The sequence below is a fragment of the Simplicispira piscis genome (assembly GCF_054783455.1).
Window position 1 is genome coordinate 93538 of the sequence record NZ_BAAGQN010000004.1, and the last position, 13933, is coordinate 107470.

The following is a 13933-nucleotide window of genomic DNA, read 5'->3' on the forward strand; positions in this document are numbered from 1 at the left end:
GCCCGCCACCTACACCCTCCAAGGACGATCCATGTCTCTGTTCTCCGCCGTCGAAATGGCCCCCCGCGACCCCATCCTGGGTCTCAACGAGCAATTCAACGCTGACACTAACCCCCACAAGGTCAACCTGGGCGTGGGCGTGTACTTCGATGACAACGGCAAGCTGCCGCTGCTAGCCTGCGTGCAGGCGGCTGAAAAAACCATGATGGAAAAGCCCACGCCGCGCGGCTACCTGCCCATCGACGGCATCGCCGCCTACGACAACGCCGTCAAGGGCCTGGTCTTTGGTGTCGACTCCGAGCCTGTGCAATCGGGCCGCGTGGCCACGGTGCAAGCCATTGGCGGTACCGGCGGCCTGAAAATCGGCGCCGACTTCCTGAAGAAAGTCAGCCCCGATGCCAAGGTGCTGATCTCTGACCCCAGCTGGGAAAACCACCGCGCCTTGTTCACCAATGCAGGTTTCACCGTGGATACCTACGCCTACTACGACGCTGAGAAGCGCGGCGTCAACTTCGACGGCATGCTGGCCAGCCTGAACGCCGCCGCGCCCGGCACCATCGTGGTGCTGCACGCCTGCTGCCACAACCCCACCGGCTACGACATCACGCCCGCGCAGTGGGACCAGGTCATCGCCGTCGTCAAGGCCAAAAACCTCACCGCCTTCCTCGACATGGCCTACCAGGGCTTTGGCCACGGCATCCAGGAAGACGGCGCCGTCATCCAGAAATTCGTCGCGTCTGGCCTGAGCTTCTTTGTCTCCACCTCGTTCTCCAAGAGCTTCAGCCTGTACGGCGAGCGCGTGGGCGGCCTCTCTGTCCTGTGCGCTGACAAGGAAGAAGCCAGCCGCGTGCTGAGCCAGCTCAAGATCGTCATCCGCACCAACTACAGCAACCCGCCCACGCACGGCGGCGCCGTGGTGGCCGCTGTGCTGAACAATCCCGAACTGCGCGCCCTGTGGGAAAAAGAGCTGGGCGAAATGCGCGTGCGCATCAAGGCCATGCGCCAGAAGCTGGTCGATGGCCTCAAGGCTGCCGGTGTGCAAAAGGACATGTCCTTCATCACCCAGCAGATCGGCATGTTCAGCTACTCCGGCCTGTCGAAAGACCAAATGGTGCGCCTGCGCAGCGAGTTCGGCGTGTACGGCACCGACACCGGCCGCATGTGCGTGGCCGCGCTCAACAGCAAGAACATCGACTACGTCTGCGCGTCGATTGCCAAGGTGATGTGATGCTTTCGGGGGTGCGCAGCACCCTTGGAATTGCCAGCCGCCTACGGGCGGTTTTTTACTGACAATTTTGATAGTTTTTGGCCTCTAGCGCTTTACCAGTAATCGCAAACAGCTATATTTTTCATAGTAATTTTGTCGATAGAGCGATGCTACCTGCACAAAGGCCCACACACTGAATGAACGACAACACATGACCAAGCAAGGCTCCATCGTTCGCTGGGACGCCACGCGCGCCTTTGGCTTCATTCGCAGCGGCGATTGCGCAGGCGATGTGTTCTTTCACGTACGCGACTACCGCGGCGCCACACCCCCGCGCGAAGGCCTTGCCGTGGTGTTTGAAGAAATCCACGTCGGCGGCAAAGGCCCGCGCGCCATGGCGGTGCGCACGGCGGCCAGCCCGCAGGGCGCCGAAGACGCACGCAGCAGCGACAGCAAGCGCACCCAACGCCCGGCACCCGCAAAGCGCTCGGCACCTACCCCCCGCGCAAACCAACGCCAGGGCAAAGCGCACTCACCCGCCACCGGCGCATCCTTGGCCTATGGCCTGATGCTGGTATGGGCCGCTTTGCTGGCCTGGGGCGTGTGGACGCAGCGGCTGCCGCTGTGGACGCTCGCAGCCCTGGCGGCGCTGAACGTCGTCACGCTGTGGATGTACGCGGCCGACAAGAACGCTGCACGTGCAGGCCGTTGGCGCATTCCTGAGTCAAATTTGCACCTGTTGTCTCTGCTCGGCGGCTGGCCCGCTGCCTGGCTGGCCCAGCAAAACATGCGGCACAAAACCAGCAAGGCGGAATTTCGTGCGGTGTACTGGCTCACCATCGTGCTGCATTGCGGCTCGCTGGTGTTCTGGCTCTATCGTGACTTGCTCTAGGGATGTTCTGCACGAATTGCGCTGAAAGCGCAGCAATAGCCGACATCATGTTCGTTTGCCCCCGGAGGCAGGCAGGGTCCAACCCGGCTTCGATCATGGTCACACCGACACCAGGACGTCGCTTTGCGATTCGGCCAGAACGTACCTGGTGACGCTGCCCAGCAGCAGATCCTCCAGCACGCTCTCACCGTGCTTGCCCACCACGATCAGATCGCAATCCTGCTCCTGTTCTTGCTCGATGATGTGCAAGGTCGGATTGCCATGTAGGACGATCTGGTGGGTTTCGTAGGGCAACAGCCCGGCTTTCTCGCACAGTGCGTGGAGTTTCTGGATGGCTTCCTGTCTGGCAACGACCCGATAGTCGTTGATGGTGTCCTCATCCACGCTGGCGTAGCGCAACTTCCCCTCGAAAGGAGCCTCAAAGGTATGCAGCAGCACGATGCCAGCCTGTGGGGCAATGCTGCGTGCATGCCGGATCGCGCGCAGCGATGAAGGCGAAAAATCGACGGGCACAAGGAGCCGACGATAGGATTCGTGCGGGGGCTGCTTGACCACCAGAACAGGACATTTCGTCGTGCTCAACATCCGTAGCGCCGTCGTTCCCAGCAAATGGTGCCGAATGATGCTTTCCCCTTTGGCTCCGCAAACCAGCAGACCGGCATCCTGGCTATCGACCTGCCTGGCCAGTTCCGCCAACACAGGGCCGACCACCGCATGCGTGCCCGCAACCACACCGTAGCGTTGCTGGAGTGAAGCTGCCAGATCGTGGAGCCGTTGCCGCGCAGCATCGAGCACCCGCCGCTCCATCTCCTCTGGCGATGTGTCCATCAACTGCCGCAGCCGCTCCAGAGGCGCCAGATTCGCCACATGCAGCAGATCGAGCAGCGCAGCCGTATCCTTGCTCACGAGGGCGGCGCGTTCAGTCGCGTGGCGAGCGTGGGCCGACAAATCAGTGGCGGCGAGAATACGTGTGAGCGATGTCATGGATTTTTCTCCGGGGCGGTTTCATTTTCGAGCACGGGTTTGTAGTCCCAATCGCGCACATCCTGCAGCATGCTATCGATATCGTCGGTCGGAATCGACAGCATCCGCAACGCGGTCGCTCCCAAGCGCAAGCTGGCTTCAATCGCCTCCGGATAGGCGTGGGTGGCTCCGGCGTCAATGAGTCGTGAGCTCGATTCGAGGTCTTGCGCCCGCGCGATGACGGCAACATGGGGGCAGCTGCTGCGCAAAACCCCCACGGTGCGCAACGCGTTGGCGTGATCATCCAGCGTGATGACAACCAGGGCGGCCCGCTCCACATGAACCGCTGCCAGCAGCTCTGCATCGGTGATATCGCCATACAGCACCGGGTAACCATCGGCCCGCCCTTGCATCACCCGCTTCGGGTCGGTGTCGAAGGCCACAAACGGCACATTGCTGGCATGCAACAACACGGCAATGGTGTGACCGACACGACCATAGCCACCTATCACCACTTGCGGTTCAGGAGCATCCGACAAGGGGTGCGCAAGGCCCTGGTCTGCATCGCGGCGGACGCCCACCAGCCGGGAGGCGATGGCATGGTTGAAGCGGATGAGAAAGGCCCCCGCAATCATCGAGAACAGCACGGCGGTCAGCGCGATCTGCCCCACGTCGATGTCGATCACCTTGGCATCGAGGGCAATGGCCAGCAGGGCGAAACCGAATTCTCCGCCCACAGCCAGCAACAACGCCGTGCGCCACGCCATCAGAGTGTCAATGCCGCTCTTCTTCACCATCGCCGCGACCAGCAGGATCTTGCTCACCAACAGCAGCAAGGTGCCAAGCAAAGCCCAATGCCATATGCGAGGGATCGCCGCCGGGTCGAACAACATGCCGATACCGATAAAAAAGAGGCCGAGCAGCACGTCTCGGAAAGGGCGGATGCTCGATTCAACCTGGTGACGAAACTCTGTCTCGCCCAGCATCATGCCGGCCAGAAACGCACCGAACGCCAGCGACATGCCGAGGCTGAAGGTCGTCCAGGCGGCGAGCAATGCCACTAGCAATACGGCCAGCGTAAACACCTCTGCTGAGCGGCGCCGCGTGACGAAGCGAAACAGCGGGCGCAGCAACCAGCGACCAACATAAAACACGAGGGAAAACGCCAGCAGGGCTTTGACCATTGCCCAACCCAGCTCGAGAGCCAGGATATCGGCCCCCACCGCCATGCCCAGCACAGGAATGACGACCAGAAAAGGCACCGCAGTGACGTCCTGGAACACCGACATTGCCAGCCCGAGTCGGCCGTGGGGTGAGTTCTCTTCCTTTTGTTCTGCCAACTGGCTGCCGATGATGGTGGAGGAGGACTGGGCAAACACCGCTCCGATGACGAATGCCACAGCGGCAGGCAGTCCCGCCAACCAAGCGGTGACACCGACCAAGGTCGTCGTGAAGACCACCTGCCCCGTGCCAAGCCCAAGCACCTGATCGCGAAGGGCGTGCAACTGCGGCAAAGAGAAATTCAGCCCGATCGTGAACAGCAGAAAGACCACGCCAAACTCCGCCATGGTCTTGAACTCCGGTACATCGACAATCGGTCCGACCGTGTGCGGACCGAGAATGACCCCGACCAGCAAGTAGCCCAGGCTGGTGGGAATGTGCAGGTGCTGAAAAATGAGCACCACGGCGACCGCAACGCCCAGCAGCAGCAGGATGTGTGACAGATGAACCATTGCGCGACTTGACCTTTCCCCTGTTTCGTACCGATCTTGGGGCACAGCGTACGCGGCCCATATCTGCAAGCACCAGACACCGCCGTTGGCTCACACCTACAGCCTCCCAACAGAGTTCATTCTGTGAGGGATGGCGTCATTCATCAAGAGAATGTCCAGCGAACCAGCCGTTCGGCAAGGTCTCCACCATGCCTACGGCGCTGCCAGCATGCCGTGCCCGTTCAGCGCGGCTTCTTCTTTGGCCCGGGTCGTGCGCTTCCGGTGACCCGGGGCAGCAGGCCGGTGTGCTGGCTCAAAATTTGCCCTGGCTTGGGCTGGTTCTTCGCCATCACCATCGAAGGAATGGTCAATAACTTCTCGTTCTTCTGGCTGCCGCAACTGCCGGCCATGGGCTGGTAGGTGGGAATCAAATGGCGCATACCTTTGCCGTTCTGACCGAACCGGCGTAGGCTTCAACCAGCCAACCCAAAGCGTTGGCGCATGGCACCCATCAGGGCTTCTTCACCGATATCCTTGCGGGTTTGCATCAGCGCCTTGGCGTCCTCGCCAATCACATAGCGCAGCTGCTCGCTGCCATCGGTCGCCGCGTCGTACAGCGCCTGGGCCAGTTGCTCAGGGGTAGAGGCATTGCTGGTGCCTCGATTGGCCGCAAACACGCCCATGACCTTGCCAATGGATTGCGCATAAGGGCCGCCGTCGCCCTCAAACGTGCGCACCAGCGAGCGGCCCGAAAAGTCGGTCGCCACCGCGCCGGGGGCAAACACTTTCACCCGTATGCCCAAGGGCCCTAGTTCGTGGCTGAGCGACTCTGAAAAACCCACCACGGCGAACTTGGACGCCGCATAGAGCGAGTACAGCGGCATTGCCACCAGGCCCGTGAGCGAGGCCACGTTGATGATGACGCCGCTGGCGCGCTCGCGCATGTGCGGCAGCACGGCGCGCGTCACCGCAAAGACGCCAAAAACGTTGGTCTGGAACTGGCGCTCGATGACCTCTTGCGTGGCGGTCTCGAACGGGCCGAACAGGCCGTAGCCGGCGTTGTTGATAAGTACGTCGATCTGCCCGAAACGCTCCGCAGCCTGCGCCACTGCCGCGTCGACTGACTTCTGGTCTGTCACATCAAGCGCAAAGGTCGCCACCTTGCCCGCGCCGTCCTCGAAGTGGGCGCTAGCGGGGTTGCGCAGCGTCGCGGCGACGTTCCAGCCCTGCGCGGCAAAGTGCTGCACCGCAGCCGCACCGATGCCCGAGGAACAACCTGTGATCAAAACTGTGTGATTCATGGATGAATCTCCAATTGGATGCGAAGGGATCGCATCACGGGAGCGAGTATGCGCGTGTCGGGCGTGAGGTGCACGTCGGCATCCTTCGCCAATCTCGACCATTGGCATCCAACGACGCAGGCATTTTTGGTTTGCGCACTGCTTCACAGTGACTTTTGACCGGCATGGCCCAAGTGGATTGGGTTTGGCAGTACTGACCCTTGCGAATTCATGCTGATTCGCTCTTGTCTTCTATGAGCGTAGAAAGTGATTTGGTGCGCAGCATTGCCGACCTGGCCACCACGGCCTGTTGGTGGAGGTGGGCAAGCACGACGATGCCGACTCGCTCAGGGCCAAGCTGCAAGCAGCAGGCGCGGTGGCAGCGTTCTATTGCCGAACTTTGGTCATTGAAGACCTGATTGAGCAGCCGCTGAGCGACACCAATCAATCGGTGAAGGTGGGCACGCACACCGCAGCGCCGCAACCGGACAACCAGTGAACAGCCCCGCGCTCCAGCGCCCCGTTCACACCATCAAAAACAATAGCTTTTAGCGCTTACCAGACGGGCGATAGCTCGGCTTTTTGCCTGCAGTTCCCGCACGCGGCGGCAGGCCCGTGTGCTGGCTCAGAATCTGTCCCGGCTTGGGCTGGTTTTTCTCCATCACCATCGACGGAATCGTCAGGAACTTCTCGTTCTTCTGGCTACCGCACGCACCCGCCAAAGGCTGGAAGGTGGGAATCAAATGGTGCTTGCCGTTGCCAATCAGGTCGGCGCGGCCCATGGCTTTGAGCGCGTCGCGCAGCAGCGGCCAGTTCTTCGGGTCGTGGTAGCGCAAAAAGGCTTTGTGCAGGCGGCGGCGTTTTTCGCCGCGCACCACGTCCACCTTTTCGCCCCGTTCATCGCGGTGCACGCCCTTGAGGGTGTTGATGCCGGTGTGGTACATCGCCGTGGCGCTGGCCATGGTGCTGGGGTAGAAGGTTTGCACCTGGTCGGCGCGGAAGCTGTGTTTCTTGAGCCAGATGGCCAGGTTCATCATGTCTTCGTCGCTGGTGCCGGGATGGGCGGCGATGAAGTAGGGGATGAGGAACTGCTTCTTGCCCGCCTCGGCCGAGTATTTCTCAAACAGCTGCTTGAATTTGTCGTAGTTGCCGATCGTCGGCTTCATCATCTTGGTGAGCGGGCCAGCCTCGGTGTGCTCGGGCGCGATCTTCAGGTAGCCGCCCACGTGGTGCTGCACCAGTTCTTTCACGTACTCGGGCGATTGGTTGGCCAGGTCGTAGCGCAAGCCGGAGCTGATGAGGATTTTCTTGATGCCCTTGATCGCCCGGCCGCGCTTGTAGATGGAAATCAGCGGGTTGTGGTCGGTCGTCAGGTTCGTGCAGATGCCGGGATAGACGCAGCTGGGCTTGCGGCACGCGGCCTCGATCTCGGGCGTGCGGCAGCCCAGGCGGTACATGTTGGCCGTGGGGCCGCCCAGGTCGGAGATGGTGCCGGTAAAGCCCTGCACCTTGTCGCGCACGTCCTCGATCTCGCGCAGGATGGAATCCTCAGAGCGGCTCTGGATGATGCGGCCCTCGTGCTCGGTGATGGAGCAGAAGGTGCAGCCGCCAAAGCAGCCGCGCATGATGTTGATGGAGAAGCGGATCACTTCCCACGCGGGGATTTTGGTTTCGCCATCGTGGCGGCCCTGCGCGTCGGCGTAGCTGGGGTGCGGGCTGCGGGCGTAGGGCAGGTCGAAGATGTGGTCCATCTCGGCCGTGGTGAGCGGGATGGGCGGCGGGTTGAGCCACACGTCGCGCGCGGTGGTGCCCTCGCCATGCGCCTGCACCAGCGCGCGGGCATTGCCAGGGTTGGTCTCCAGGTGCATCACGCGGTTGGCGTGGGCGTAGAGCACCGGGTCGCTCTTGACCTGCTCGTAGCTGGGAATGCGAATGACCGTGCGGTCTTGCGGCGGCGCCTTGCGTTTGGCTGCAAGCGCCGGATTGGGCACGAAGTTGAGCGCATGCGTAGTCGCGCTTTTTTCAGATTGTTTTTGGCCGTCAGCGCTTATCTGCTCTGCGCCAGCAGCTATCGAAATCGTAGTATCTTGCGAGCTGCAGGTACCGCCCTGCTCGGCCGCCTGCTCGCTGGTGGTTTGGTAGGGGTTGATGTGGTCTTCTACGCGGCCGGGCTGGTCGACGTCGGTGGAATCGATTTCAAACCAGCCGCCTGGCGTGCTGCGGCGCACAAAAGCCGTGCCGCGCACGTCGGTGATCTCCTGCACCGGCTCGCGCGCCGCCAGACGGTGCGCCACTTCGACCAGGGCGCGCTCGGCGTTGCCGTAGAGCAGCAGGTCACACTTGGCGTCCACCACGATGGAGCGGCGCACCTTGTCGCTCCAGTAATCGTAGTGGGCAATGCGGCGCAGGCTGCCTTCGATGCCGCCGAGCACGATGGGCACGTCCTTGTACGCCTCGCGGCAGCGCTGGCTGTAGACGATGGCGGCGCGGTCGGGGCGGCGGTTGCCTTCGGCGCCGGGGGTGTAGGCGTCGTCGCTGCGGATCTTGCGGTCGGCCGTGTAGCGGTTGATCATGGAATCCATGTTCCCCGCCGTCACGCCCCAGAACAGATTGGGCTTGCCCAGCGCCTTGAAGGGCTCGGCGCTTTGCCAGTCGGGCTGGGCAATGATGCCGACGCGAAAGCCCTGCGCTTCGAGCGTGCGGCCGATCACGGCCATACCAAAGCTCGGGTGGTCGATGTAGGCGTCGCCGGTGACGAGCACGATGTCGCAGCTGTCCCAGCCGAGTTGGTCCATCTCGGCGCGGCTCATGGGCAGGAACGGGGCCGTGCCAAAGCGCTTGGCCCAGTACGGGCGGTAGCTGGTCAGCGGCTTGGCGGCACGCGCAAAAAAGGACACATCAACGGGGGAATTCATGGGGGTGCGGCCTTGGGCAACCAGGCGACCATTTTGGGGCAACCTTTGATTTTACGGCGGCTGCCTCTTTTTGTCGCAACCTGCAGGTTTGCCCCCATACGGCGCAGGTGTTGCCTGCGCCTGGGCTGTCACCATTCGCCCAGGTCACGCACCCGCTGGGCCAAGTCGATCTCGTCCGCGTCTTCCACCACCTCGGGTGGCGCCAGGCGGGGGCGGGACACCACAGACACGGGACTGTCGTGCCGCACGGCAGGCACAGCGCGCGCAGCAAACCGGCCAAACACATGGCTGGCCAAGGCATTGTGCAAAGGGGCGTTGGGCGGCAGGGCAAACATGGCAGTTCCTTCAAGGGCGGGGTACGGACAGCGTAGGGCGCCGGGTATCAGTCCAGTGTAGGAAAGCAACCCCTCCTTGCGTGTGACAGAACGCACATCCACACCCCGCCTGCTCTCTCTATGGCGGCCAGCGTGACGGAAATCACACACCCTCGACGCCAGGCTTCTCCGTTCTGTGTGCGCAAGGCAACAGTCATGCGCTGGCCCGAGACGCCCGGTACTGCCCTGGCCCCTGCCCCTGCCACTGTTTGAAGGCGTGGTGGAAGGCCGGCGCATCCTGGTAGCCCAGCAGGTAGCCCACCTCGGCAATGGGCATGGCCGAAGTGGCGAGGTAGTGGCAAGCCAGCTCATGCCGCGTGGCGTCCAGCAGCGCCTGGTAGGCCACGCCCGCATCCATCAGGCGGCGCTGCAGGGTGCGGGTGGACAAGTGCAGGTCTTGCGCCACATCGGCCAGTTTGACCATGCCCTGCCCCAATCGACCCGAGATGCACTGGCGCACCTGCGCCACGATGCCGCCCTCGCGCGGGTGGCGGGCCTGCAGCAGTTCGTCGGCGTGGGTTTGCAGCAGCGGCAGCAAGGTTTTGTTGGCCTGCGGAATCGGCCAGTCCAGCACCGCTGCCGGAAAGATTGCGCGGTGGGCCTGCGCGTCCCAGCGCACGCTGGCACCACTGGCGCGTGCAATGGCGGCGGCAGTTTCGGCATCGGTGTGGTGCATGAATTCCAGCGTAAACCCGGTCACAGGCTGGCCCACCAGCCACTGTGCGCAGGTCTGTATGCCGGAAAACACCGACTCGACCAGCGCTCCGGCGGCCGCGTGGCCTGGGCAATCGTTGCGCCAGGCATAAACCACCTGGTCGCCCTGGCGCTCAAAGGACGAACGCCCCAGATCGTGCACCAGCGATTCGAAGCGCAGCACCTGCTGCAGCGCCTCGCCCAGTGTCGGGCAAGCCAGCAGCAGGATGCCGTTAACGCCGTAGGTGGTGGGTTTGACGCTTTGGCCCAGACGCCAGCCAAACCCCGGACCCGCATGCGCCACCGCCTGCTGCAACAGGGCCCTGTAGGCCGCCGCTGTTATGTCGGTCTCACCCAGGCCACCGGGGCCGAGCACTTGTTCCAGCACTGCCTGTGGCAGCCCCTCCGCACGGGCGGCATCCCACAAGGTATGGGCATAGGGCGCCACCACGCGGGGCGCACTTGGCGCGATCGAACAATCAATTGGCGGCATTGCGAAGTGGCAAACGGGCGGCGCAGGACTACATTGGCGGACCTGGGGAAGCATTGCGCCCCTTTTGCAACGGAGTATGTCATGCGACGCTGGAACGGCTGGGGCGACGACGCCACCTCGATGAGTCTGGGAGAAGGCGCACGCGCCATGATCGCCGCGCGCCTGGGCCCGGGTCTGCCGGGGCAGGATGCGCAGCGCGAAGACCTGCTGGCGCGCATCCCGCCGCCCCGCCTGCCCGCGCACCCCCTCATTTCGCGCGAGCCTTCGGAGCGCCTCGCCATGGCGCTCGGCGAGAGTTATGCCGACTGGATCCGGAAACGCTTTGGCGCGCTGCCCCCAGTGCCCGATGGCGTGGCGTATCCCGAGTCGGGCGAGCAGGTGCGCGAACTGCTGGACCTGGCCCAGGCGAACCGCTGGATGGTCATCCCGTTTGCTGGCGGCACCAGCGTGGCCGGACACCTCGATTGCCCTGTGAGCGATGGCCCCATCCTCTCGGTCAACCTCACCCGCATGAACCGGCTGCTACACCTGGACAAGAGCAGCCAGCTTGCCACTTTTGGCGCGGGCACGCCGGGGCCGTTGGTGGAGGCACAACTGCGCGCGCACGGCTACACGCTGGGGCATTTTCCACAGTCGTTTGAATACTCCACCGTGGGCGGCTGGGTGGTGACGCGATCGAGCGGCCAGCAGTCGCTGCGCTACGGGCGCATCGAGCAGCTGTTTGCCGGGGGCCGCATGGAAACACCCGTGGGCCCGCTGACGATGCCCACCCTGCCCGCCGCCAGCGCCGGGCCAGACCTGCGCGAGCTGGTGCTGGGCTCTGAAGGGCGCTTTGGCATCCTCACCGAGGCCACGGTGCGCGTCACGCCGCTGCCGGAGCACGAGAGCTTTCACGCCCTCTTCCTGCCCGACTGGGACCGCGCCGAAGCCGCCGTGCGCGCGCTGGTGCAGCGCAAGCTCCCGCTGTCCATGCTGCGGCTGTCCAACGGCATCGAGACCGAAACCAACCTCACGCTGGCCGGGCACGAGCGGCTGGTAGGTGCGATGGAAAAGTACTTGGCCTGGCGCGGTTGCAGCGCAGGCAAATGCATGCTGATGCTAGGTGTGAGCGCGGACACGCGCACCGCCCGCCACGCCCTGCGCGAGGCCCGGCGCCTGCTGGCGCCATACGGCGCTGTGTACATCGGCCCCGCCATGGGCAGCAAATGGGCGGCCAACCGCTTCAAAGGGCCGTACCTGCGCAACACCCTGTGGGACCTGGGCTACGCGGCCGACACCATCGAGACGGCGGTGGACTGGCCCCAGGTCAAACCGCTGATGCTCGCCATGGAGCAGGCCGCGCGCGACGTGTTCGACAGTTTCGGCCAGCGCGTGCACGCCTTCACCCACCTCTCGCACCTCTACCCGCAGGGCAGCAGCATTTATTCGCAGTACGTGTGGCCGATTGCGCCGGGCGGCTTTGCACCCAACTTCGAGCGCTGGCAAGCGCTCAAGGCCGCGGTGGGGGACGCCATTGCCGCGCACGGCGGCACGGTGAGCCACCAGCATGGCGTGGGGCGCGACCACGCGGTGCACCTGGTGGATGAAAAAGGCCCGCTGGGCATGGCGACGCTGGCCGGGCTGTGCCGCCACTTTGACCCGCACGGCATCATGAACCCCGGCAAGCTGCTGCAGGACGGCGGGCCATGGGCGAACTGAATCCACAAGCGCAACGGGCCGCCGCGCTCGCGCGCCTGTCCGCGCAGCCCTGGGATCTGGTCGTCATTGGCGGCGGGATCAGCGGTGCTGGTGTGGCGCAGCAGGCCGCGCGGCGCGGCTGGAGCGTGCTGCTGCTCGAACAGCGCGACTTTGCCTGGGGTACGTCGAGCCGCTCATCCAAGCTGGTGCACGGCGGCCTGCGCTACCTCAAGGAAGGCGACATCAAAACCACCCTGCACTCGGTGCGCGAACGCCAGCGCCTGCTGCGCGAAGCCCCGGGCCTGGTGGAACCGCAAAGCTTTCTGTTTGCCGACTGCGCGGGCCGCAAGCCTGGGCGCTGGCTGATGCAGGCAGGGTTAACGGTGTACGACTGGATGGCCGGAAATCAAGGTGTGGGGAGCAGCCACTTTTACGCCGACCTCGCCGCCACCCAGGCCTTGGCGCCGGGCCTGGCACCGCCCGGTCTGCGCGGCGCGCTGGTGTTTCAGGACGCCAAGACCGACGACGCCCGCCTGGTCTGGCGCGTGCTGCTCGAAGCGCAGCGCGACGGCGCCACACTGCTCAACTACATGGCGGTTGAACGCCTGCAAGCGGCCAACGGCCAGGTCACCGGCGTGGTGACCAAAGACGCCCTCACCGGCCACACCCACACCGTGCAAGCCCGCACCGTCGTCAACGCCACCGGCGCCTGGGCCGACCGGCTGCGTGCCGGTGTGGGCGCCGCGCCGCTGCTGCGCCCGCTGCGCGGCAGCCACCTGGTGCTACCGTTCTGGCGCCTGCCGGTAGCGCAAAGCATTAGCTTCATGCACCCCAAAGACGGCCGCCCGGTGTTCTTCTACCCATGGGAAGGCGCCACGCTGGTGGGCACCACCGACCTGGACCACCCCCTGGATCTGGATGTGGAGGCCAGAATCACTGCGGCCGAAGTGGCCTATTTGCTGGACGCCGTGAACGACCAGTTCCCTGCGGCGCAGGTCACGCCATCCGACATCAGCGCCTGCTACGCCGGCGTGCGCCCTGTGATTGACGACGGCCAGCAGGATGCGTCCAAGGCCACGCGCGACCATGTGGTGCGGGACGAATCGGGCCTCGTCACGCTGGCGGGCGGCAAGCTCACCACCTTCCGCCTGATGGCCCAGGACGCGCTGGCGCTGGCAGCGCCGCATGCAGGCAAGGCGTTTGCCACAAATGACGCTGCACTGTTCACCCCCGCACCCCCGCTGAACCCGCACTGGAGTCCCGCCGTGCGCCAGCGCCTCACAGCGCGCTACGGCGCGTACGCGGCTGACTGGAGTGCCGATGCCCCCGACGACGATTTGCACACCGTCCCCGGCACCCAGACCCTGTGGCTGGAGCTGTCCATCGCCGCCCGGCGCGAATCCGTGCAGCACCTGGACGACCTGCTGCTGCGCCGCACGCGGCTCGGGCTGCTGCTGCCGCATGGGGGGCTTGCCCACCTGCCACGCATCCAGGCCCTGTGCACGCCGCACCTGGCGTGGGAAGCGGCACGCTGGGCCGACGAGGCCGAACGCTACCGCGCCCTGATCGCTGCGCACTACCAGCCGCCGGGCGCGGCGCAGGCATTGGGGTCGGATCACGATTTCGCGCAGCGAAACTCGTGCTCAGACCCCAATCCCGGAACCGTGGGCGCAGTCTCCGCTCGCCCGCGCCACCGCTTCCAAGACAATTCAATAATTGGGTAAAAA

At 64.3% G+C, this 13933-nt stretch carries 12 protein-coding genes; 5 read left to right on the forward strand and 7 right to left on the reverse strand.

Annotated features, from left to right (window positions below; all coding sequences use genetic code 11):
- Positions 1 to 31: 31 nt before the first annotated feature.
- Both ACYVOC_RS01720 and ACYVOC_RS01725 read left to right on the forward strand, forming a co-directional pair.
- Entirely contained in the window at positions 32 to 1228 is a 1197-nt protein-coding gene (locus tag ACYVOC_RS01720) for an amino acid aminotransferase (RefSeq protein ID WP_461160664.1), read from the forward strand.
- A 190-nt stretch (positions 1229 to 1418) separates the two neighbouring features.
- Positions 1419 to 2099: a DUF1294 domain-containing protein gene (locus ACYVOC_RS01725; protein WP_461160665.1), complete on the forward strand. Its 681-nt coding sequence runs from the start codon at positions 1419 to 1421 to the stop codon at positions 2097 to 2099.
- Between the two features lie 99 nt (positions 2100 to 2198).
- On the opposite strand, the gene ACYVOC_RS01730 is transcribed toward ACYVOC_RS01725, so the two are convergent.
- The 4 genes from ACYVOC_RS01730 to ACYVOC_RS01745 form a co-directional block, all read right to left on the reverse strand.
- Entirely contained in the window at positions 2199 to 3083 is an 885-nt protein-coding gene (locus ACYVOC_RS01730; RefSeq protein WP_116003741.1) for a universal stress protein, read from the reverse strand.
- Entirely contained in the window at positions 3080 to 4795 is a 1716-nt protein-coding gene (locus ACYVOC_RS01735; protein WP_106447811.1) for a cation:proton antiporter domain-containing protein, read from the reverse strand. The genes ACYVOC_RS01730 and ACYVOC_RS01735 overlap by 4 nt, the downstream gene beginning before the upstream one ends.
- 221 nt (positions 4796 to 5016) lie before the next feature.
- Positions 5017 to 5214 (reverse strand): hypothetical protein, encoded by a 198-nt coding sequence (locus ACYVOC_RS01740; RefSeq protein ID WP_106447812.1) that lies wholly within the window; start codon positions 5212 to 5214, stop codon positions 5017 to 5019.
- A gap of 33 nt (positions 5215 to 5247) precedes the next feature.
- Positions 5248 to 6075, reverse strand: a complete 828-nt coding sequence (locus tag ACYVOC_RS01745; RefSeq protein WP_461160666.1) for an SDR family oxidoreductase — start codon at positions 6073 to 6075, stop codon at positions 5248 to 5250.
- Between the two features lie 292 nt (positions 6076 to 6367).
- Between ACYVOC_RS01745 and ACYVOC_RS01750 the strand changes: the two genes are divergently transcribed.
- Entirely contained in the window at positions 6368 to 6553 is a 186-nt protein-coding gene (locus tag ACYVOC_RS01750) for a hypothetical protein (protein WP_461160667.1), read from the forward strand.
- A 49-nt stretch (positions 6554 to 6602) separates the two neighbouring features.
- Here ACYVOC_RS01750 and ACYVOC_RS01755 read toward each other — a convergent pair whose 3' ends face one another.
- The 3 genes from ACYVOC_RS01755 to ACYVOC_RS01765 form a co-directional block, all read right to left on the reverse strand.
- On the reverse strand, positions 6603 to 8969 hold the full coding sequence (locus ACYVOC_RS01755; RefSeq protein ID WP_461160668.1) for a YgiQ family radical SAM protein: 2367 nt from the start codon (positions 8967 to 8969) through the stop codon (positions 6603 to 6605).
- Positions 8970 to 9097: 128 nt separating this feature from the next.
- Entirely contained in the window at positions 9098 to 9304 is a 207-nt protein-coding gene (locus ACYVOC_RS01760) for a hypothetical protein (protein ID WP_461160669.1), read from the reverse strand.
- A gap of 193 nt (positions 9305 to 9497) precedes the next feature.
- Complete coding sequence (locus ACYVOC_RS01765; RefSeq protein ID WP_461160670.1) at positions 9498 to 10529, reverse strand: helix-turn-helix domain-containing protein; 1032 nt, start codon at positions 10527 to 10529, stop codon at positions 9498 to 9500.
- Between the two features lie 81 nt (positions 10530 to 10610).
- Here ACYVOC_RS01765 and ACYVOC_RS01770 point away from each other — a divergent pair, with 81 nt between their 5' ends.
- Positions 10611 to 12227 carry an FAD-binding oxidoreductase gene (locus ACYVOC_RS01770; RefSeq protein WP_461160671.1) on the forward strand — a complete coding sequence of 539 codons (1617 nt, stop codon included), beginning with the start codon at positions 10611 to 10613 and terminating at the stop codon, positions 12225 to 12227.
- Positions 12215 to 13930: a glycerol-3-phosphate dehydrogenase/oxidase gene (locus ACYVOC_RS01775; protein ID WP_461160672.1), complete on the forward strand. Its 1716-nt coding sequence runs from the start codon at positions 12215 to 12217 to the stop codon at positions 13928 to 13930. The genes ACYVOC_RS01770 and ACYVOC_RS01775 overlap by 13 nt, the downstream gene beginning before the upstream one ends.
- Positions 13931 to 13933 lie beyond the last annotated feature (3 nt).